Annotated in this window: 23 protein-coding genes; 9 read left to right on the forward strand and 14 right to left on the reverse strand. The window is 70.9% G+C overall.

What is annotated here, in order from left to right; translation table 11 throughout:
• Positions 1-96: 96 nt before the first annotated feature.
• The gene (locus FB157_RS40350; protein WP_145885810.1) at positions 97-1,752 is read left to right on the forward strand and encodes a threonine/serine exporter ThrE family protein; all 1,656 of its coding nucleotides are present in this window, start codon (positions 97-99) and stop codon (positions 1,750-1,752) included.
• A 5-nt stretch (positions 1,753-1,757) separates the two neighbouring features.
• Here FB157_RS40350 and FB157_RS40355 read toward each other — a convergent pair whose 3' ends face one another.
• Complete coding sequence (locus FB157_RS40355) at positions 1,758-2,741, reverse strand: DedA family protein (protein ID WP_398948047.1); 984 nt, start codon at positions 2,739-2,741, stop codon at positions 1,758-1,760.
• Between the two features lie 153 nt (positions 2,742-2,894).
• Here FB157_RS40355 and FB157_RS40360 point away from each other — a divergent pair, with 153 nt between their 5' ends.
• Positions 2,895-3,260, forward strand: a complete 366-nt coding sequence (locus FB157_RS40360; protein ID WP_145885814.1) for a YbjQ family protein — start codon at positions 2,895-2,897, stop codon at positions 3,258-3,260.
• Positions 3,261-3,276: 16 nt separating this feature from the next.
• On the opposite strand, the gene FB157_RS40365 is transcribed toward FB157_RS40360, so the two are convergent.
• Entirely contained in the window at positions 3,277-4,038 is a 762-nt protein-coding gene (locus FB157_RS40365; protein ID WP_145885816.1) for a MerR family transcriptional regulator, read from the reverse strand.
• A 113-nt stretch (positions 4,039-4,151) separates the two neighbouring features.
• On the opposite strand from FB157_RS40365, the gene FB157_RS40370 reads away from it, so the two are divergent.
• The gene (locus FB157_RS40370; protein WP_145885818.1) at positions 4,152-5,438 is read left to right on the forward strand and encodes an ion channel protein; all 1,287 of its coding nucleotides are present in this window, start codon (positions 4,152-4,154) and stop codon (positions 5,436-5,438) included.
• Between the two features lie 27 nt (positions 5,439-5,465).
• Positions 5,466-6,872, forward strand: a complete 1,407-nt coding sequence (locus FB157_RS40375; protein WP_145885819.1) for a glutamate decarboxylase — start codon at positions 5,466-5,468, stop codon at positions 6,870-6,872.
• Positions 6,873-6,931: 59 nt separating this feature from the next.
• On the opposite strand, the gene FB157_RS40380 is transcribed toward FB157_RS40375, so the two are convergent.
• The 6 genes from FB157_RS40380 to FB157_RS40405 form a co-directional block, all read right to left on the reverse strand.
• The gene (locus FB157_RS40380) at positions 6,932-7,693 is read right to left on the reverse strand and encodes an ABC transporter permease (RefSeq protein ID WP_186581906.1); all 762 of its coding nucleotides are present in this window, start codon (positions 7,691-7,693) and stop codon (positions 6,932-6,934) included.
• 5 nt (positions 7,694-7,698) lie between these two features.
• Positions 7,699-8,649 (reverse strand): ATP-binding cassette domain-containing protein, encoded by a 951-nt coding sequence (locus tag FB157_RS40385; RefSeq protein WP_145885822.1) that lies wholly within the window; start codon positions 8,647-8,649, stop codon positions 7,699-7,701.
• Positions 8,650-8,724: 75 nt separating this feature from the next.
• Positions 8,725-9,366, reverse strand: coding sequence for a PadR family transcriptional regulator (locus FB157_RS40390; RefSeq protein WP_145885823.1), 642 nt, complete (start codon positions 9,364-9,366; stop codon positions 8,725-8,727).
• A gap of 23 nt (positions 9,367-9,389) precedes the next feature.
• Positions 9,390-9,929 carry a DinB family protein gene (locus FB157_RS40395; RefSeq protein WP_145885824.1) on the reverse strand — a complete coding sequence of 180 codons (540 nt, stop codon included), beginning with the start codon at positions 9,927-9,929 and terminating at the stop codon, positions 9,390-9,392.
• A 130-nt stretch (positions 9,930-10,059) separates the two neighbouring features.
• Positions 10,060-11,520: an aldehyde dehydrogenase family protein gene (locus FB157_RS40400; RefSeq protein ID WP_145885825.1), complete on the reverse strand. Its 1,461-nt coding sequence runs from the start codon at positions 11,518-11,520 to the stop codon at positions 10,060-10,062.
• Positions 11,521-11,612: 92 nt separating this feature from the next.
• Complete coding sequence (locus FB157_RS40405; protein WP_145885899.1) at positions 11,613-12,437, reverse strand: helix-turn-helix transcriptional regulator; 825 nt, start codon at positions 12,435-12,437, stop codon at positions 11,613-11,615.
• 333 nt (positions 12,438-12,770) lie between these two features.
• Between FB157_RS40405 and FB157_RS40410 the strand changes: the two genes are divergently transcribed.
• On the forward strand, positions 12,771-13,316 hold the full coding sequence (locus FB157_RS40410; protein ID WP_186581899.1) for an ATP-binding protein: 546 nt from the start codon (positions 12,771-12,773) through the stop codon (positions 13,314-13,316).
• A gap of 110 nt (positions 13,317-13,426) precedes the next feature.
• On the opposite strand, the gene FB157_RS40415 is transcribed toward FB157_RS40410, so the two are convergent.
• From FB157_RS40415 to rpmG, 5 genes are all read right to left on the reverse strand, one after another.
• A complete protein-coding gene (locus FB157_RS40415) occupies positions 13,427-13,660 on the reverse strand; it encodes a DUF397 domain-containing protein (protein WP_145885903.1) in 234 nt (77 codons plus the stop codon).
• A 197-nt stretch (positions 13,661-13,857) separates the two neighbouring features.
• Entirely contained in the window at positions 13,858-14,328 is a 471-nt protein-coding gene (locus FB157_RS40420; RefSeq protein WP_145885826.1) for an SRPBCC domain-containing protein, read from the reverse strand.
• Positions 14,325-14,678, reverse strand: coding sequence for a helix-turn-helix transcriptional regulator (locus FB157_RS40425; protein ID WP_145885827.1), 354 nt, complete (start codon positions 14,676-14,678; stop codon positions 14,325-14,327). The genes FB157_RS40420 and FB157_RS40425 overlap by 4 nt, the downstream gene beginning before the upstream one ends.
• Positions 14,679-14,689: 11 nt before the next feature.
• The gene (locus FB157_RS40430) at positions 14,690-15,061 is read right to left on the reverse strand and encodes a VOC family protein (protein ID WP_145885828.1); all 372 of its coding nucleotides are present in this window, start codon (positions 15,059-15,061) and stop codon (positions 14,690-14,692) included.
• A 72-nt stretch (positions 15,062-15,133) separates the two neighbouring features.
• Complete coding sequence (rpmG, locus tag FB157_RS40435) at positions 15,134-15,298, reverse strand: 50S ribosomal protein L33 (protein ID WP_145885829.1); 165 nt, start codon at positions 15,296-15,298, stop codon at positions 15,134-15,136.
• 187 nt (positions 15,299-15,485) lie between these two features.
• Here rpmG and FB157_RS40440 point away from each other — a divergent pair, with 187 nt between their 5' ends.
• Both FB157_RS40440 and FB157_RS40445 read left to right on the forward strand, forming a co-directional pair.
• Positions 15,486-15,965: a hypothetical protein gene (locus tag FB157_RS40440; protein ID WP_261386852.1), complete on the forward strand. Its 480-nt coding sequence runs from the start codon at positions 15,486-15,488 to the stop codon at positions 15,963-15,965.
• Between the two features lie 103 nt (positions 15,966-16,068).
• Entirely contained in the window at positions 16,069-16,584 is a 516-nt protein-coding gene (locus FB157_RS40445; protein WP_145885830.1) for a DUF4232 domain-containing protein, read from the forward strand.
• A gap of 3 nt (positions 16,585-16,587) precedes the next feature.
• On the opposite strand, the gene FB157_RS40450 is transcribed toward FB157_RS40445, so the two are convergent.
• Positions 16,588-17,694 carry a DUF2786 domain-containing protein gene (locus FB157_RS40450; RefSeq protein ID WP_186581900.1) on the reverse strand — a complete coding sequence of 369 codons (1,107 nt, stop codon included), beginning with the start codon at positions 17,692-17,694 and terminating at the stop codon, positions 16,588-16,590.
• Between the two features lie 292 nt (positions 17,695-17,986).
• On the opposite strand from FB157_RS40450, the gene FB157_RS40455 reads away from it, so the two are divergent.
• Both FB157_RS40455 and FB157_RS40460 read left to right on the forward strand, forming a co-directional pair.
• A complete protein-coding gene (locus FB157_RS40455) occupies positions 17,987-18,757 on the forward strand; it encodes a Clp protease N-terminal domain-containing protein (RefSeq protein WP_145885832.1) in 771 nt (256 codons plus the stop codon).
• A 95-nt stretch (positions 18,758-18,852) separates the two neighbouring features.
• A complete protein-coding gene (locus tag FB157_RS40460) occupies positions 18,853-20,538 on the forward strand; it encodes a bifunctional 3'-5' exonuclease/DNA polymerase (RefSeq protein ID WP_145885834.1) in 1,686 nt (561 codons plus the stop codon).
• Positions 20,539-20,543 lie beyond the last annotated feature (5 nt).

Consider the following 20,543-nt stretch of genomic DNA (forward strand, 5'->3'; position numbering starts at 1 on the left):
CCCGCGAACGGGCCGTACGCGCACGCGTGCGGCCCGTTCGCGTACCCATGCGCATACTGAGGCTTACGGAAGGTCGCGTTCAGGGAGCAGTGCCAGGTGACGGAGGCGGAGGACCGCAAGCCCCGGTCGGACGAGGCGCGGTACGACCCGGAGATCACGTCCGAGTTCGCCGTTCCCGAGGGCATCGAGGCGCCCGAGGGCGCGGTCGAGCCGGAGACCACCTCCGAGTTCGCCCTGCCGGAGGGGCTGGCGGTGCCGCAACCGCCGAGTGCCGAGCCGGAGGGGTCGGCGTTCAGCCTGCCGCGCACCTACAGCGCCAAGGACGCCCCGCCCGCGTTCACCCCGGCGACCGGGATGCCGGCGGTCAGCCTGATCAAGGACGCGCCCTGGCAGGACCGGATGCGCACGATGCTGCGCATGCCGGTGGCCGAGCGGCCGGCGCCGGAGCCGGCGCAGAAGGCCGATGAGGGCGGGCCCGCCGTCCCGCGCGTGCTCGACCTGACGCTGCGTATCGGTGAGCTGCTGCTGGCGGGCGGCGAGGGCGCGGAGGACGTGGAGGCCGCGATGTTCGCGGTGTGCCGGTCCTACGGGCTGGACCGCTGCGAGCCGACCGTCACCTTCACGCTGCTGTCGATCTCCCATCAGCCGTCCCTGGTGGAGGACCCGGTCACCGCGTCCCGGACCGTACGCCGGCGGGGCACGGACTACACACGGCTCGCGGCCGTGTTCCAGCTGGTGGACGACCTGACCGACCCGGAGACCCATGTCTCCCTGGAGGAGGCCTACCGACGGCTGGCGGAGATCCGCCGCAACCGGCACCCCTACCCCGGCTGGGCCCTGACCCTGGCGAGCGGGCTGCTCGCGGGTGCGGCCTCCGTGCTGGTCGGCGGTGACCTGATCGTCTTCGTGGCGGCGGCGGTCGGCGCGATGCTCGGCGACCGGCTGGCGTGGCTGTGCGCGGGCCGGGGGCTGCCGGAGTTCTACCAGTTCACGATCGCCGCGATGCCCCCGGCGGCGATCGGGGTGGCGTTCTCGCTGGCGCACGTCGACGTGGCGGCGTCCGCGGTCGTCACCGGTGGGCTGTTCGCGCTGCTGCCCGGGCGGGCGCTGGTGGCGGGCGTGCAGGACGGGCTGACGGGCTTCTACATCACCGCGGCGGCCCGCCTGCTGGAGGTCATGTACTTCTTCGTCGGCATCGTCATCGGCGTGCTGACCGTCCTGTACTTCGGCGTGAAGGTGGGCGGCGAGCTCAACCCGGACGCGGCGATGAACATCTCCGACCGGCCGCTGATCCAGATCGCCGCGTCCATGCTGCTGTCGCTGACGTTCGCCGTACTGCTGCAGCAGGAACGATCCACCGTGCTGGCGGTGACCCTCAACGGCGGTGTGGCGTGGTCGGTGTACGGCGCCATGCACTACGTGGGCGGCATCTCCCCCGTCGCCTCCACAGCGGTGGCTGCGGGGCTGGTGGGGCTGTTCGGGCAGCTGCTGTCGCGGTACCGGTTCGCGTCCGCGCTGCCCTACACGACGGCGGCGATCGGGCCGCTGCTGCCCGGTTCGGCCACGTACTTCGGGCTGCTGTCCATGGCGCAGAACGAGATCGACAAGGGACTGGTGTCCCTGGCGAAGGCCGCCTCGCTGGCCATGGCGATCGCCATCGGGGTCAACCTGGGATCGGAGATCTCCAGGCTGACCCTGCGGGTCGGCTCCGCCGGCAAGCGGAGGGCTGCCAAGCGGACCAGGGGCTTCTGAGCCGCCTAGTAGTTCCGGGGGTACCCGTTCTGGTCGTACTGCTGCTGCGGGTACTGCTGCTGGTCGTAGTACTGGTCGTCGTACCCCTGGTGGCCCTGGTGGCCCTGGTGGCCCTGGTGGCCCTGGTGGGCATAACCCTGCTGGCCGTGGTGATCGTAGCCCTGGTTCCAGTACTGCTGGTCCTGCTGCGGCTGCTGCGGCTGCTGGTCCTGCTGGGGCTGCTGCTGGTACGGCTGCTGCTGGTACTGCGGCTGGTACGGCTCCTCCGGCTCGATGCGGCGGAGCTGGGTGGTGGCGGCGTCCGTGACCGGGGAGGGCTGCTGCTGGTACTGGGGCTGCTGGGCAGGCCGAGGCGTCTCCTGCGGGGCCTTCTTGGCCTTGCCGCGCGCGCGGAGGAACTCGATCGCGATCGGGATCACCGAGACGAGGACGATCAGGATGAGGATCGCCTCGATGTTCTTGTTGACGAAGTCGATGTTGCCGAGCCAGGAGCCGAGCAGGGTGACGCCCGCGCCCCACAGGACACCGCCGATGACGTTGAAGACCAGGAACGAGCGGTACTTCATGCCGCTGACGCCGGCGATGATCGGCGTGAACGTGCGCACGATGGGCACGAAGCGGGCCAGGACCAGGGACTTCGGGCCGTACTTCTCGAAGAACTCGTGCGCCTTGGTGACGTTCTCCTGCTTGAAGAGGCGGGAGTCCGGACGGTTGAAGAGGGACGGGCCGACCTTCTTGCCGAACATGTAGCCCGCCTGGTCGCCGAGGACCGCGGCGAGGCAGATCAGGGCTATCGCGCCCCACAGCGGGAAGTCCAGCTGGTGGGACGTGATCAGCAGACCGCAGGTGAACAGCAGCGAGTCACCCGGCAGGAAGAACCCGATGAGCAGACCGGACTCGGCGAAGACGATGAGCAGCAGGCCCCAGATGCTGTACGTGTTGAGCAGGTAGTCGGGATCGAGCCAGCTCGGGCCGAGGGCAAGTGTCATCACGGGTCCGGGCTCCTGAGGGGGATGAGGGCGGCTACGGCGGCTGAAGGGCGGTGGGCCGCCGCACAAAGCTACCAACGCGATGTGACCGCCCCAGGTTCCACCGGTGACTCCAGGATGCACTGTGGCGCAACTGGGGCAAAGCTGTGAGCCATGGGACTCGATGACTACGGCGGCGGCCAGGGGCCCCAGCCCGACGTGCTGGTCGTCACGACCAACGACGTGCCCGGATACCGGGTGCAGCAGGTGCTCGGCGAGGTCTTCGGGCTCACCGTGCGCTCACGGCACCTGGGCAGCCAGATCGGCGCCGGACTGAAGTCGATGATCGGCGGCGAGCTGAAGGGCCTCACCAAGACGCTGGTGCAGACCCGCAACCAGGCCATGGAGCGGCTGGTCGAGCAGGCACGCGCGCGCGGCGCCAACGGGGTGCTGGCGTTCCGCTTCGACGTGACGGAGGCCGCCGACGTGGGCACGGAGGTGTGCGCGTACGGGACCGCGGTGGTCCTGGCCCGGGAGTAGGCCCCCGGGCCAGAGGTCACGCGGTGTGCCGGTCGGCGTTCGCGGTGATCGCCTCGCTCAGGTGATCGGCCAGCCCGGGCCGCATGGCGTCGTAGAACGCCTTGAAGCGCTCGTCGGCGACGTACATCGCGCCCAGGCAGCGGTGCATGGGGTGCGGGCACTCGTAGAACCACTTGCCGATGTGCCGGCGGTGCTCCTCGGCCAGGTCCATGGCCGCCTCCCCCGACGGCTGCCCGCCGGCGGTCATCAGGGCGACGTAGCGCTCGGTCCAGTCGTCGACCTCCGCCTGGAGGCGCTTCCAGTCCTCCTTGGTGTAGCGGGCGGCGCGGCGCTGCGACTCCGCGTACGCCTCGGTGCCGCCCCAGCGCTGCTCCGCCTCCTCGGCGTACTGCTCGGGGTCCTTGTCCCCGAAGACCTCGAACCGCTCCTCGGGCGTGAGGTTGATGCCCATCGTGCGTGCCTCCATCGCGTGCTCCACGGCCGCGACCATCTTCTGCAGCTTCTCGATCCGGGCGGTCAGCAGCTCGTGCTGGCGGCGCAGGTGCACGCGCGGGTCCGCCTCCGGATCGTCGAGAAGGGCCGCGACCTCGTCGAGCGGGAAGCCGAGTTCCCGGTGGAACAGGATCTGCTGGAGCCGGTCGAGGTCGGCGTCGCCGTAACGCCGGTGGCCGGCGTGGGTGCGCTCGCTGGGCACGAGCAGGCCGATCTCGTCGTAGTGGTGCAGGGTGCGCACCGTGACCCCGGCGAACCCCGCGACCTGTCCCACGGAGTAGCTCACTTTTCCGCTCCTTGTCGTCGGTACGTCCTCCACGCTGAGGCCTCACGCCACGTGAGGTGCAACCCCCTTTCATTCGGGATGTTCGACATCTTTTGTCCGCTTATGGTGATCTCGTGGCCCAGGACAGCGCGCAGCAGGCGCCCACCACCGCTCCCGCGGCCCCCGCGCGCGCCCTGTTGCCCCTGATCCTGCCCGCTCTGCTGGTGGGCGTGGTGTGCAGCCTGCTCTACGTCGGAGTGAGCGTCGCCGCCGAGCAGTTCGAAGACGTGCTGTGGCAGAACCTGCCCGCCGCCCTGGGGATCGGCGGCTACTCCACGCTGTGGATCTTCGTCATGCTCACCGCGACCGGCATCGCGGTCGGTCTGGTGGTGTGGAAGGTGCCGGGACACGCGGGTCCGGACCCGGCGACCATGGGGCTGAACGCGCCCGCGCTACCGCCCGTCGTACTGCCCGGCCTGCTGCTGGCGGCGGCCCTGATGCTCGCGGGCGGCCCGAGCCTGGGCCCCGAGAACCCGATCATCGCCACGAACGTCGGGCTGGCGGTGTGGCTGGGCCACCGGTTCATGCCCAGGCTGCCGAACCCGCTGTGGATGGCACTGGCGGAGGCGGGGACGCTCGGCGCGCTGTTCGGCACCCCGGTGGCCGCCGCCCTGGTGATCTCGGAGGCACTGGCCGGGCAGCGGATCAGAGGGCTGCTGTGGGACAACCTCTTCGCCCCGCTGGCCGCCGCCGCGGCGGGCGCCCTGACGACCGACCTCCTCCACCACCCGAGCTTCGACCTCCACCTGCCCCCGGTCGGCCGGCCGGACGCGGGCAACATCCTGGCGGCGATCGTCGTCGCGTCGGTCGCCGCGGCGCTCGGCATGTGTGCGGTCTACGCCTTTCCGCACCTCCACCGCGCCTTCCAGCGGCTGCGGCACCCGATGCTGATGCTTCCGGCGGGCGGACTCGTCCTGGGGGCGCTGGGAGCCCTGGGGGGCCCGCTGACGCTCTTCAAGGGGCTGGACCAGATCTCCGAGCTGGCGGCCGACCCCGAGGGCTGGACGGCCGGACAGTTCGCCACCATGGCGGTGGTGAAACTGGCCGCCCTGACGGTCGCCGCGACCTGCGGCTTCCGCGGCGGGCGGATCTTCCCCGGCGTGTTCATCGGAACCGCCCTCGGTCTGAGCGCCCACGCCCTGGTGCCCGGCGTCCCGCCCGCCGTGGGGGTGGCGGCGGGCGTGCTGGGCATGCTCCTGGCCATCACCCGGCAAGGCTGGGTGAGCCTGTTCACCGCGGCGGTCCTGGTCGCCTCGCCCGTCATCCTCGCCCTGCTCTGCATCGCCTCGCTGCCGGCCTGGCTGCTGGTGACGGGGCGGCCGCAGATGCAGCTGCGGGCGGACGGCACACAGATCCGCTGACCAACTCCCGTTACTGGAGGCACGTACATGGCCCTGCACAGAGGTCCCGAGAAGCACGACGAGCGGCCGATGTCGGTCAACCCGTTCTTCGGGGATGCGAACCCGGTTGTCGAAATGGCCGAGGCCCCGCCCAAGCACCGGCTGCCCGACACCCCCCTGCCTCCCACCACGGCGGCGCAGATCGTGCACGACGAGCTGATGCTGGACGGCAACTCCCGCCTGAACCTGGCCACGTTCGTCACCACGTGGATGGAGCCGCAGGCCGGGATGCTGATGGCGGAGTGCACGGACAAGAACATGATCGACAAGGACGAGTACCCGCGCACGGCCGAGCTGGAGCGGCGCTGTGTGGCGATGCTCGCCGACCTGTGGAACGCGCCGGACCCGTCGGCCGCCGTGGGCTGTTCGACCACGGGATCCAGCGAGGCGTGCATGCTCGCCGGGATGGCGCTGAAGCGGCGCTGGGCGAAGCGCAACGCCGACCGCTACCCGGGGGCGCGCCCGAACCTGGTCATGGGCGTCAACGTCCAGGTCTGCTGGGACAAGTTCTGCAACTTCTGGGAGGTGGAGCCCCGGCTGGTCCCGATGGAGGGCGAGCGGTACCACCTCGATCCGCAGGCGGCGGCCGAGCTGTGCGACGAGAACACCATCGGGGTCGTCGGCATCCTCGGCTCCACCTTCGACGGGTCCTACGAGCCGATCGCGGACCTGTGCACGGCCCTGGACGACCTCCAGGAGCGCACCGGTCTCGACATCCCGGTGCACGTGGACGGCGCGTCCGGGGCCATGGTGGCGCCCTTCCTCGACGAGGACCTGGTGTGGGACTTCCGCCTCCCGCGCGTGGCCTCGATCAACACCTCGGGCCACAAGTACGGCCTGGTCTACCCGGGCGTCGGCTGGGCCCTGTGGCGGGACAAGGAGGCTCTGCCCGACGAACTGGTCTTCCGGGTGAACTACCTGGGCGGCGACATGCCGACCTTCGCGCTCAACTTCTCCCGGCCCGGCGCCCAGGTGGTCGCGCAGTACTACACGTTCCTGCGGCTGGGCCGGGAGGGCTACCGGGCGGTGCAGCAGTCGACCCGGGACGTGGCGCGCTACGTCGCCGGCAGGATCGAGGCGCTGGACGACTTCCGGTTGCTCACACACGGTGACGAACTGCCGGTGTTCGCCTTCACCACCGCCGAGGGCGTGACGTCGTACGACGTCTTCGACGTCGCCCGGCGGCTGCGCGAGGGCGGCTGGCTGGTGCCCGCGTACACCTTCCCGCCCAACCGGGAGGATCTCGCCGTGATCCGGATCGTGTGCCGCAACGGCTTCTCCCACGACCTCGCCGACCTGTTCGTGGACGACCTGAACCGCCTGGTGCCGGAGCTGCGCCGGCAGCCGCATCCACTGACCCGGGACAAGGAGGCGGCCACCGGCTTCCACCACTAGGGGGTTTCGTTCGGATCAGCCCGGGTCCGCGGCGTCCGGCCTGATCCGAACGAAACCCCCTAGCGGCCCAGGCGCGCGAACTTCCGTACCGCCAGCGGGAAGAACACGGCCAGCAGGCCGAGCGGCCAGACCACGGCCGCCCCCACGTGGCCCGGATCGACGCCCTGGCCGCCGAGCAGGTCGCGCACCGCCGTCGCCGTCCGGGACAGCGGGTTCCACCTGACGGCCGTGCCCAGCCAGTGGGGCATGGCGTCCGGCGTGGCGAGAGCGTTGGAGAAGAAGCCGACCGGCCAGACGAGGATCTGCACGGCCTGGACCATCTCGGGCCGGCCGGCGACCAGGGCGAGGTGGATGCCGACCCAGAGCATCGCGAAGCGGAGCAGCAGGAGCAGACCCACGGCGCCCAGGAAGGCGCCCGGGCCGCCGTGCGCCCGCCAGCCGAGCGCGTACGCCACCGCCGTCATCAGGGCGAGCGCGACGGCCGACTGGAGCATGTCGGCCGCCGAACGGCCCACCAGGACCGCCCCGTTGGTCATGGGCAGGGAGCGGAAGCGGTCGATGACGCCCTTGTCGAGGTCCTGGGTGACGTTGAGCATCGTGCCCTCCAGGCCGAAGGCCATGGTGAGCGCGAGCATGCCGGGCACCAGGTAGTCGACGTAGTCGCCGGTGACGCCCCGGCCGCCGCCGACCAGGTAGCCGAACATCAGCAGCAGCATCACCGGGAAGACCAGGGCCACCAGCACCTGCCCGGGCTGCCGTGCCCAGTGGGCGAGTTCGCGCCGGGTCATGGTCCAGGAGTCGGTCAGGACGTAAGGGGCCACCGCCATCACACGGCCTCCTTCACTCGGTTCCCGTCACCGGTCAGGTGCAGGAACACCTCGTCCAGCGTGGGTCGGCGCAGGGCGACGTCCGCCGCCTCGATGCCGGCCGCCTCCAAGGCGCGTACGACCCCGGAGAGCGCGCTCATGCGGTCGGTGACCGCGGCGCTGAGCAGCCGGCGGTCGGTGTCCACCGAGACGCCGGTGACGGGCAGCAGGGCGGCGGCCTCGCCGAGCCGGCCCGCGTCGCGCAGGACGACGTCGATGCGGTCGCCGCCGGTGAGGGTCTTCAGCTCGTCGGGGGTGCCGTCGGCGACGACCCGGCCGTGGTCCACGAAGGCGATGCGATGGGCCAGCTGGTCGGCCTCCTCCAGGTACTGGGTGGTGAGCAGGACCGTCGTGCCGCCGCCGACCAGGGAGCGGACGGCGGACCAGACCTCCGCGCGGCCGCGCGGGTCGAGGCCGGTCGTCGGCTCGTCCAGGAACAGCACCTCGGGGTCGGTGATCAGAGAGGCCGCGAGATCGAGGCGGCGGCGCATGCCGCCGCTGTAGCGGGCCACCGGGGTGCGGCCGGTGTCGCCGAGGCCGAAGCGGTCCAGGAGTTCGGCGGCGCGCACGCGCGCGCGGCGGGCGCCGAGGTGGTGCAGGCGGGCGAACATCTCCAGGTTCTGCCGGCCGTCCAGCTGCTCGTCCAGGGCCGCGTACTGGCCCAGCAGACCGATGCGCCGCCGCAGCGCGCGAGCCTCGGTGAGGACGTCGTGCCCGGCGACCTCGACGCGGCCGCCGTCCGGCCTGAGCAGGGTGGACAGGATCCGCACCAGGGTGGTCTTGCCCGCCCCGTTGGGGCCGAGCACCGCGTGCACGGTGCCGCGGGTGATGCGCAGGTCGAGCCCGTCCAGGGCGTGTCTGGTGCCGTAGGTCTTTCGTGCGTCCTCGACGGTGATCGCCGTGTCGGCCACGTGCCAGCTCCCTTGTTAGTCAAACTTGACTACTTCCTCGAAAGTAACGCGGGCCGACCCGTTGGTCAAACTTGATTAGTGGTCATCCTCCGGATGCCGCTCCCCCGTCGCGTACGGGTTCTCCTGCCCCTCGGTGAGCACGCCCACGAAGCGCTCGCCCTCGCCGGCGAACGTGTAGGCGCCCGCCTCCAGGCGGGCGATCAGCCCCTGGGTCCAGGCCTCGTCGGAGTCGGCCGTGTGGACCCAGAGGTTCATGATCTCGCCGATGTGGCCGAGCTGTTCGGGACCGTCCTCGGGGATGTAGTGCCCGGTGACTGCGGCCCGCCACTGCCCGATCCGCCGGATCCGCTCCCGGAGCAGATCCAGCGCCTCGGCCCGCGCCAGCTCGACCAGGAAACCGATGGCCGCCGACTGGATGTCCATCTTCTGGTCGTAGGAGACCAGGGACTCCCTCAGCAGCCGGAAGAACTCCCCCTCGCCCCGGTCCGTGATCTCGTACTCGGTGCGCGGCGGCCCGCCGGCCGTGGAGGGCGCGATCTCGTGCGCGTGCAGCAGCCCCTGCTTCTCCATCTGCTTCAGGGCGTGGTAGATCGAGCCCGGCTTGGCGTTGGACCACTCGTGCGCGCCCCAGTACTCCAGGTCGTTGCGCACCTGGTAGCCATGGGCCCGCCCGTGCTGGCGCACCGCGCCCAGCACGAGAAGACGGATCGCTGACATGCGGTCCAGGTTATTGCGCGGAGCTAGCCCGCCTGCTCCAGGGCCACCAGCTCGAACGCGGTCTTCCCGTCCAGGGACTCGCGGACGATGTCGGCGTGTCCGGCGTGCCGGGCCGTCTCGCGGATCAGGTGCAGGCACAGCCAGCGCAGGGAGACGCGGCCCTCCGGCGGGAACCACGGGTCGGGCGGCAGCGGGAAGCTGTCGTCCAGGCTGGGCGCGGAGCGGATGAACTTCTCCGTCTCGGCGGCGACCTCCGCCCAGAACGCGAGCTGCGAGGCGACCGTCTCGTCGCCCACGAGCTGGAAGCTCTCGTGCCAGTTCGACTCGTCGCGCGGGATCGCCGGCGGTTCCTGCTTGGCCCGGGCCACCCAGCCCTGCTCGACCTCGGCGACATGCTTGAGCAGTCCGCCCAGGGACAGCTCGCTGGCGCTCGGGCGGGATCGGGCCTGCTCCTCGGTCAGCCCCAGCAGCGCCCGGCGGATCCCGCCGCGCTGTTCCTCGATGAACGCCAGCAGCGCTCCCCGCTCGTCGCCCTGCGTCTCCGCCGCCACGTGAGTGACCATGACCGACCGCCTTCCATCGGGTCCGTTTCCCTGACACCGACGAAGCTACGGGCCCTTGCGGTCAGGTTCTGTCCGCAAGAGCCCGCCGATCGGAAGGTTCCGGAACCCGGCCCAGAACCGGAAACCCGGCCTAGAAGGGGAAGCCGCTGCGACCGTGCTGCACCGAGATCCACTTGATCGTGGTGAAGGCCTCCAGGGTCGTCTCGCCGTTCAGACGGCCGAGGCCGGAGTGCTTCTCGCCGCCGAAGGGCACCAGCGGCTCGTCGTGCACGGTGCCGTCGTTCACGTGGAACATGCCCGTGTCGATCTGCTTGGCGAACGCCACACCGCGCTCGATGTCGCCCGTGTGGACAGCGCCGCTGAGGCCGTACGGGGTGTCGTTGACGATCCGGACCGCCTCCTCCTCGCCGTCGAAGGGGACGAGGAAGACGACCGGCCCGAAGACCTCCTGCTGGAGCAGCGCGGAGTCGGCGGGGACGTCGGTGAGCACGCTGGGCTCGACCAGGTTGCCGGTGGTGGTGCCGTGCACCAGGGCCGTGGCGCCCTCGGCGAGCGCCTGCTCGACGGCGCCCGAAATGGCGTTGGCCTGCGCGGAGTTGATCACCGGGCCGATGACGGTCTGCGGGTCGCGCGGGTCGCCGACCTTGAGCGTCCTGACCTTGGCGACGAACTTCTCGGTGAACTCGTCGGCGATCGAGCGGTCCACGAGCACCCGGTTCGCGGCCATGCAGACCTGGCCCTGGTGGACGTACCGGCTGAAGACCGCCGCGTCGACCGCGTAGTCGAGGTCGGCGTCGTCCAGGACCACCAGCGCGCTGTTGCCGCCCAGTTCGAGCACCGAGCGCTTGAAGTGCGAGGCGCAGACGGTGGCCACGTGCCGGCCGACCTTGTCGGAGCCGGTGAAGGAGATGACCTTGGGGACCGGGTGCTCGATGAAGGCGTCGCCGATCTCGGCGATGTCGGTGACGACGACGTTGAGCAGGCCGCCGGGCAGTCCGGCCTCCTCGAAGATCTTCGCGACCAGGGTGCCGCCGGCGATCGGGGTGTTCTGGTGCGGCTTGAGCACCACGCCGTTGCCGAGGGCGAGGGCCGGGGCCACCGACTTGATCGACAGCAGGAACGGGAAGTTGAACGGGCTGATCACGCCCACCACGCCGACCGGCACCCGGTAGACGCGGTTCTCCTTGCCGTCCGCCGGCGAGGGCAGGATCTTCCCCTCGGGACGCAGCGCCAGGTGGACCGACTCGCGCAGGAACTCCTTGGCGAGGTGCAGCTCGAAGCCCGCCTTCACGCGCGTGCCGCCGAGCTCCGCGATGATCAGGTCGGCTATCTCCTGCTCGCGGTCCTCTATCAGCCTCAGGGCCCGCTCGAAGACCGCGCGACGGGTGTACGGGTTGGTCGCGGCCCACTGCTTCTGGGCACGGGCCGCGGCCCGGTAGGCCTGGTCGACCTCTTCGACGGTGGCCACCGTGATCGAGGCCAGCTTCTCGTCGTCGTAGGGGTTGAAGTCGATGACGTCCCAGGAACCGGTGCCCGGGCGCCATTCCCCGTCGATGTACTGCTGGGCCAGCTCGGTGAAGTAGGACGACATGTGATCCCTCAATCACTAGCGATGCCAGATCCTGGTCACGGTCTGATCATCCGTCATCGTACTTGTAATTCAAGAGAGTTGGAGGTAAGCGCTCAAGACAGTTGAAGCAGACCCCGCAACAGGTCCCGGCTCTCGTCCGGGCCCGGGCTGTCCTGCTGCAGCTCCTTCAGCGCCTGCTCGTACTGGGCGACGTCCTCGCGCTTGTCCAGGTAGAGGGCACTGGTCAGCTGCTCCACGTACACCACGTCGGACAGGTCCGACTCGGGGAAGCTGAGGATGGTGAAGGCGCCACTCTCGCCGGAGTGGCCGCCGAAGCCGAACGGCATGACCTGGAGCCGCACATTGGGCCGCTGGGAGATCTCGATCAGGTGCTGGAGCTGGCCGCGCATCACGTCGCGGTCACCGTAGGGACGGCGCAGGGCGGCTTCGTCCAGGACGATGTGGAACTCGGGGGCGTTGTCGTCGAGCAGGTGCTTCTGCCGCTCCAGGCGCAGCGCCACCCGCCGCTCCACGTCGGCCGCGCTGGCGCCCTTCATCCCGCGCCGGACCACCGCGCGGGCGTACTCCTCGGTCTGCAGCAGGCCGTGCACGAACTGCACCTCGTACACCCGGACCAGGGAGGCGGCGCCCTCCAGACCCACATAGGTGGGGAACCAGCTGGGCAGCACGTCGGTGTAACTGTGCCACCAGCCCGCGACGTTGGCCTCCCGGGCGAGGGAGAGCAGGGACTCGCGCTCCGCCTCGTCGGTGATGCCGTACAGCGTCAACAGGTCTTCCACGTCCCTGGTCTTGAAGCTCACCCGGCCCAGCTCCATCCGGCTGATCTTCGACTCGGACGCACGGATCGAGTACCCCGCCGCCTCGCGCGTGATCCCCCGTGCTTCACGCAGTCGCCTGAGTTGCGAGCCGAGCAGCATGCGCCGCACCACCGATCCGGGCTCTCCCGCGCTCACGTTCGCCAGCCTCCCCAACCGTCTTTGGGGCCGAAGTCTGCCACTAAAACACTTCGAGCAGTACTCGTCCGGTTACGGAAACGGAAAGAGGTCAGCCGTTTTCAGCAGGAAGAGGTCAGGACCTCTGACAGACTTGCGATCCGAGTTGGCGGAAAAAATGGCCAAGAAGCGGTACGGGCAGGTTCAATTCGGTCGCGTGCACGTGCATCTGCCCTTGCATCTGCCCTTCCCATCCGAAACCATGGTGCAGCGCCACCGCTGCATCGCAACGACCGCGAATTCCCGGGAGTGCCTCGCATGGGAACGAATGGATCGACCATGCTCAAGCCGTTACGGCAGGGCCTTCCGCCGCTGGATCCCGCGGCCGTGTCCGATGCCGCTTCCTGCGCACTGCCCGCCCGCTACGAAGCGGTGCGCGAGGCCCGCCGCTTCACCCGGGCCACTCTGGACCAGTGGGACGTGGGCGACCGCTTCGACGACATATGTCTCGTCGTCTCCGAACTCGTCACCAACGCCCTGCGTCACGGACTGCCGCTTTCCCACCACCCTTCCGGCGAGGCCTTGCGGGCCGCATCCTCCGAGCCGGCCGACGCGGCGTGCTCCGAGCGCGCGCCGTCGGTACGACTGCATCTGATGCGCTGGACCGAGCGGCTCGTGTGCGCGGTGCGCGACCCCAGTCACGAGACGCCCGTCCCGCGCGACTCGGACGACTTCTCGGCCGAGTCGGGGCGCGGACTGTTCCTGGTCGACTCATTCACCGACAGCTGGGGCTGGCACCCGCTCGCGGGCAGCCTCGACGGCAAGGTCGTCTGGGCGCTGTTCCGGCTCCGAACGGCCGAGTGACGCGACGTGGCGTCGACCGACGCCACGTTTCTACGCGCGTACACCCGGACTTCGCCCGGCCGCCGCCCGGCTGTCCCGACCACTCCGGCCGACCGGGCCGGTGAGTCGTTTCAGCCGGCGATCAGATGGTCGAACTCGCCGTCCTTGATACCGAGGAGCATGGCCTCGATCTCCGCGCGCGTGTAGACGAGCGCGGGCCCGTCCGGGAAGCGCGAGTTGCGCACGGCCACCTCGCCGCCGGGCAGCCTCGCGAACTCCACGCAGGAGCCCTGCGAGTTGCTGTGCCTGCTCTTCTGCCAGGCCACGCCGTCCAGCTGCGTGGCAGCCATGCCGTTGTAAGCCATGCCGTTGTACACGTCGTACCCCCCGTACACGCCGTCAACGTCGCGGTCCACAGGTCGCTCCCCGGTGGTGCACTGGCTGGTGTGGCCATGGATGCTGTAGTCAACTGACCCGGATCATAACCCTGTTCATGTGCAGATGCATGAGCAGATGCACGTGCACGTGGGGTGCTCCCGTGATTACAGCTTTGACGTCCGCTTTACCCAAGTCGTTCCAGCGTCTGCCCCAGAGACGGCAGCACATGTCCCCGCCAGCCCCCGTCCATGATCTTCCGAGCCATCATCTGCGCCGGGTCGTCCGGATCGAATCCCTCGTGCACTAGGAACAGACGCGTTCCGCGCCCTTCCTGTTCCAGGGTCCAGGTAATGGTCCAGTCCGCGGGATTGGCCGGATCGGCGTCCGCCCACCGGAGGGACAGCATCCGCCCGGTGTCGTAGGCCAGCACCTGCACTTCCACGACACCGGAGAAGCGGGTGCCGGGACGCGGGACCGAGGTCATCCGGTACCGGTGACCGACCTCGAGCCGGAAGCCCTCGGCGCCGGGCATCTGCCAGCGGGCCAGCAGACCGGGCTCGGTCAGGGCGCGCCAGACCTTGGCGGGCGGGTGCGGGAAGAACTGGTCGACGCGGATCGTGGTGAGGTCGTCGGCGTCGCCGGGTGCGGTGTTCATGGGCGGTCATCGTCCGGCATGCGGTCGAGCAGATCGCCGAGGCCCTTCAGCCGCTCCCGCCAGAACCGCTCGTACGGGTGGAGCCAGTCCTGCACCTCGGCGAGCGGGGCCGCCTCCAGGCGGTAGATCCGTTGCCGGCCCGAGCGCTGCTCGGAGACGAGGCCGGCCTCCCGGAGCACCCTGAGGTGTTCCGAGAGGCTCGGGCGGCGCATGTCGAAGTGGCCGGCCAGGGCCTGCACGGGCTGCGGCCCGCGCTCGCGCAGCAGCCGGAGCACTTCCCTGCGGGTGGCGTTGGCGAGCGCGGCGAAGACGCGATCGTCGACGGCCTCCCGGCTTCCGGCTGCGGTCATCGCCGGCCTTTCTACTGGTGAACCTCCGTGAGCAGCATCAGACCGTTGCCGTCCGGATCCCGGAAGGAGGCCATCCGTCCCCAGGGGTACTCGTCGGGGCCCTGCACCTCGGTACCCGCCTCGGCGAGCCGTGCGCAGTCGGCGTCGACATCGGTCGTCACCAACATGATCCCCCGGGCCGAACCGGGCTCGAAATCCCCCATGCCGGGCCCGGAGAGCGTGAAGACGGTCTGCGCACCCTTCGGCGCGACCTGGAGCCAGCGACCCGGCGGCATCTGGAGGTCGGCTGTCACCTCGAAGCCGAGGAGGTCCCGGTAGAAGCGCAGGGCGCGGTCCTGGTCGGTGACGGGCAGCGTGACGAACGAGGCGTGCGTGACGGTCATGCCCGCAAGAATAGGTAGGCAATTCCCTACGCGTCAACCGTAGGGAATTGCCTACCTGTCAGCGGGGCCGCCTCAGCGCTCCTCCCGGAACTCGACGTGCCGGCCGGCGACCGGGTCGTACTTGCGCAGCGTCATGCGGTCCGGGTCGTTGCGGCGGTTCTTGCGGGTCACATAGGTGTGCCCGGTACCGGCCGTCGACCGGAGCCTGACGACCGGGCGGAGTTCGTTGCGTGTCATGCCGGCATATTAATGAAAATGAATCCCATTGTCAAACATGGCCTCACGACGGATTCCTGCCCGGTGTCCGGAAGCCCTCCTGATAACGGCTGGTAACTTGCTGCGGTCCCTCCGGTCCGGGGGGCACCGACCGCGACGGGCCGACGGCCCCGGTGCGGCCGGCCCGCCAGAGCTTGGGGAGCTTGACGTGACTACGGCGACTGCAAGGGTGCGGACCGCAGCCGCGGCCGCGGGGCTGGTGGGCGTGCTCGCGCTGACCGGGTGCAGCGGGGGCGGCTCCAAGGACGACTCCTCGCCCACCCCGAGCGCGACCCCGACGTCCACGGGCACGGGCGCCGTGACGGGCTCCTCCGACAAGCTCCAGGGCAGCTGGATCACCACCAGCAAGGGCAGCATCGTGGCCCTGGTGATCACCGGGAAGCAGGCCGGGCTGTTCGTGACCGGCGGAACCGTGTGCAGCGGTGCCGCGGGCACCGAGGCGGGCATGCAGATGATCCATCTGACCTGCACCGGCGGCAGCAAGGACCGGGTCACCGGAATGGTCGACTCGGTGCGGGCGGACGCGATGAAGGTGACCTGGTCGGGCAAGCTGGGCCAGGAGACCTACACCAAGGCCGAGGGCGGCAAGCTGCCGTCCGGGCTGCCGACGGCACCCGTGAAGCAGTGACGGGGCCCCTGAAGCGGTGAATTCGCCCGGGGTGCGTGATCGCGTCCCGGGCGCAGGGGCCATGATGCGGGGAGACCGTCACGACCTCGATGGGGATCTGCTCATGCGCGCCATTCCGCTCACCGTCACCGCCCTCGCCGCCGCCCTCCTGCTGACCGCCTGCAACGACGGCGGTGGCGGCAAGAACGGAAAGAGCAGCTCCGCCTGCGAGATCGGCGGGGTGTCCGTGCAGATCGGGTCGGCCAGCGTCGCCCCGGCCGCCGGTGACACGGGCGAGGTGCCCGTCAGCATCACCAACCAGAGCGCGCCCTGCACCCTCGACAAGTTCCCCGGCGCCCGGCTGAAGACGGGCGACACCGCGGTCGACGTGCCCGTGCAGCAGGGGGCGAAGGCCCAGAAGCTGAAGCTCGCCAAGGGCGACTCGGCGAGCTTCACCATCTCCTATGTGCGCGGCAAGGCGGGCGACAAGAGCAGCGTCGGGGCGAAGACCGTGCTGATCTCCCTGCCCGGCTCCAGCACCACCCGGAGCTTCCCCTGGTCGTACGGGCCCGTCGCCGCCAAGGGCACCCAGGGGACCCCGAACGCCTCCGTCAGCGCCTTCCAGCAGGTCGGCGACTGACCCTCACGGCAGCCTGGGGCGGGCCCTGACCTGGGCCTCGTCCGCCGCTCGCGCGCCCTCCGTCCAGCCGGCCGCGTCGGTCACGCCGCGCAGCCGGGTCGTGGTGGTCTCGGGGAACATGCGCTCCAGCCGGTCGGTGACGGCCACCTCGCGGGTGGCGAGGACGGGCAGCAGGTCCTGGGTCACCTGGGTCTCGGCCACGGCCGCGAGACGGTCGCCGACACGGTGGGCGTAGGCCGCGAGGAAGGACTGCCGGAAGGTCTTGGTGCGCCTTCGGCCCCCGGCCCGCTGGGCGGCCTCCGCCTTGGTCATCGCGTGCGTGGCCTGCACCAGCAGCGAGGTGTGAAGCAGTTCGACCGCCTCCAGGTCCGCCTCGAAGCCGACGACCGTGGAGAAGCCCAGCGGCTCGTTCCACACCGCGCGGCAGTGGTTGGCGGTGGCGACCGCGTCCAGCAGCATCGCCTTGGCCTGCTCGTACGGCGGCTCGACGCCGATGCGGCAGGCGCCGGGCACGTCCGGCGCGGGGGCGGCGGCGGCGAGCAGCGCCTCGTCGACGCTGTGCCGGGCCATCAGCTCCTGCGCCTTGGCGCTGAGCGCCTCGGCCTCCTCCGGATACCCGGTGGCCTCGGCCTTGGCGAGCAGGGCGCGGATCCGGGTGAGCATGCGGGCGGCGGCGGGTCCGTGCTCGCGGCGGGGCTCCTCGAGAGGCTCCAGGGCGGGCAGCCGCAGCAGCAGGCGGTACAGCTGGAGGACGGCGGTGGCGTGCGAGAAACGGTCGCCGCCGCGCGCGGGGTCCTGTGGCAGGGCCTCCAGCTGGGCTGCCCAGCGGCGCCCGCGCGGGCGGTCCCGCCCGGCCTGGGCCCGGATCAGCTCCGCGGCCAGGCGGACGTGGCCGTCCTCCAGGTCGCGCCGTACGAGCCGTACGACGTCGGCGGGCTGCCAGCCGCGCTGCCAGGCCGTGGCGACGAACTCCTCGCCGCGCCGCACGAGTTCGGCGTCGGCCGCGGGGTCGGCGGCGAGCAGGGAGGCGCCCGTGTCGAGTCCGGCGTCGGTGTCGTCGTACAGGGCGGCCCGGAAGGCCCGCTCGACGGTGCTGGAGGTGCTGGTCACGCTGTCGATCGTGCCATGAGCCGCGGACAGCGGGCCGAGGCTGTCCACACCCTGTGGACAGCCTTCCGTGCGCGACCGCCTGGACTGCGGGGTCTCACTGCACGAAATTCGGCCACCCACGCACGCGGAACGCGCCCAGCACGAACCCCATGGTGGACCTGGCTTCAGCGGAACGGTGTTCGCGGGGCCGGCGGTGCGCCTGGCGGCCGCGCCCGAGCAGCCGGCCCGGACAGGACGCCCGAACTGTCAACCACCGGTTGACGGCTAGAGAGTGACAACCTACGGTTGACACATGGCGACCCATCCGAACATCACGGCATCCGTGCGCCTCGACGACCTCATCGAGGCGATCAAGAAGGTCCACACCGAACCTCTCGACCAGCTCCAGGACGCGGTGATCGCCGCCGACCACCTCGATGACGTGGCCGACCACCTGATCGGCCACTTCGTCGACCAGGCCCGCCGCTCGGGGGCCTCCTGGACCGACATCGGCAGGAGCATGGGCGTGACCCGGCAGGCGGCGCAGAAGCGGTTCGTGCCGAAGGAGTCCACCGACCTCGACCCCAGCCAGGGCTTCAGCCGCTACACCCCGCGCGCGCGGAACGTGGTCATGGCCTCGCACAACGAGGCGCTGGCCGCGCGCAGCACCGAGGGCCGCCCCGAGCACCTGGTCCTCGGGCTGCTGGCCGAGCCGGAGGGTCTGGCCGCGAAGGCGGTCACCGCGCAGGGCGTCCTGCTGGACTCCGTACGCCGGGCCGCGACCGCCGCGCTCCCGCCGGCCGCCGAGGAGGTCCCCGACCTCGTCCCCTACGGCCCGGAGGCCAAGAAGGTCCTCGAACTCACCTTCCGCGAGGCCCTCCGGCTCGGCCACGACTACATCGGCACCGAGCACCTCCTGCTGGCCCTGCTGGAGCACGAGAACGGCACGGGCGTCCTCAGCGGGCTCGGCATCACCAAGGCGGGGACCGAGGAGTACGTCGGCAGGGTGCTGGCGCTGCTGCTGGAGCAGAAGAAGGCGGCCTCGGACGCGGAGGAGGCCGCGAGCGACGGACCGACGGACTGACCAGGGTCCGGAACAGCGGTCCGGGAAAACCTGGACCCGAGACGCGAACGCGCAGGTCAGACCCATTGTCAGTGCCGCCTGCCACACTCGCAGTCATGACCGACCGGTGGGCTCTCGCACCGGCCGAGGACGGTGGCGTTGACGTCGCCCCCCTCGGCCCGGACGGGCTGCCCGTCGGTCCGGTGCGGCGGGAGAGCGATCTCGCCGGGGCGGTGCGGAGCCGCCCGGAGGTGACGCGCTGGGTGTGGCGGTCGACCCCCGAGGTCTATCCGCGTCTGCTCGCCACGGGGGTGCGAGTGGAGCGGTGCTACGACATCGAGGACGCCGAGACACTTCTGCTGGGCCACGAGGGCCGGCACGGCGAGCCGCGCTCGGCCGCCGCCGCCCTGGCCCGCCTCCGCGGCGGCCCCGTACCGCCCGACCCGCCGCTGCGCCCGGCCGAACCGGGTGCCCAGTCGCCGCTGTTCGAGCCGAGCGGCACCCGGCTGCCGCTGGCGGACCTCCTCGCGGTCTACGCCGACCAGCAGCGGCGGCACGAGAAGACCGCCCAACCCGACCGGATGCGGCTGCTGACCGCCGCCGAGTCGGCCGGGATGCTGGTGGCGGCCGAGATGAACCACACCGGCCTCCCCTGGAGCGCCGAGGTCCACCGCGAGCTGCTGCACGACCTGCTGGGCGAGCGGTACGCGGGCGGCGGTGAGCCGCGCCGCCTGGCCGAGCTGGCCGACGAGGTGTCCGCCGCCTTCGGCCGCCGGGTCCGGCCCGACCTGCCCGCCGACGTCGTCAAGGCCTTCGCCCAGGCCGGGATCAAGGTGAAGTCCACCCGCCGCTGGGAGATCGAATCCCTCGACCACCCGGCGGTGAAGCCGCTGCTGGAGTACAAGAAGCTGTACCGCATCCGGGTCGCCCACGGCTGGTCCTGGCTGCAGGACTGGGTCCGCGACGGCCGATTCCGGCCCGAGTTCCTCGCCGGCGGCACGGTCACCGGGCGCTGGGTGACCAACGGCGGGGGCGCGCTGCAGATCCCCAAGGTGATCCGGCGGGCCGTGGTCGCCGACCCCGGCTGGCGGCTGGTCGTGGCCGACGCCGACCAGATGGAGCCGCGCGTGCTCGCGGCGATCTCCCGCGACCCCGGCCTGATGGAGGTCGCCGGCCGCGAGAGCGACCTCTACCAGTCCGTCTCCGATCGCGCCTTCTCCGGCGACCGCGACCAGGCCAAGCTCGCCGTGCTCGGCGCGGTCTACGGCCAGACCTCGGGCGACGGTCTGAAGAACCTCGCCGCGCTGCGCCGCCGGTTCCCCAAGGCGGTGGCCTACGTCGACGAGGCCGCGCGGGCCGGCGAGGAGGGCCGGCTCGTGCGCACCTGGCTGGGCCGGACCTGTCCGCCCGCCGCCCGGCAGGGCGAGGACGCGGAGGAGGAGGCGGGCATCCCGATCGGCGAGGACACCGCCGACGGGCAGCCGTGGGTCCCCGGTTACGCCTCCACCAACTCCCGCGCGCGGGGCCGCTTCGCGCGCAACTTCGTGGTGCAGGGCAGCGCCGCCGACTGGGCCCTGCTGCTGCTCGCCGCGCTGCGCCGGTCCTGCGCCGGCCTGGCGGCCGAGCTGGTCTTCTTCCAGCACGACGAGGTGATCGTGCACTGCCCCGCCGAGGAGGCCGACACCGTCGCCCGGGCCATCCGCGACGCCGCCGACCTCGCCGGACGGCTGACCTTCGGCGAGACCCCGGTGTGCTTCCCGTTCACGACGGCGGTGGTGGAGTGCTACGCCGACGCCAAGTGAGGGCC

The organism is Streptomyces sp. BK340, assembly GCF_007827595.1.
In the GTDB taxonomy this organism is placed as follows: domain Bacteria; phylum Actinomycetota; class Actinomycetes; order Streptomycetales; family Streptomycetaceae; genus Streptomyces.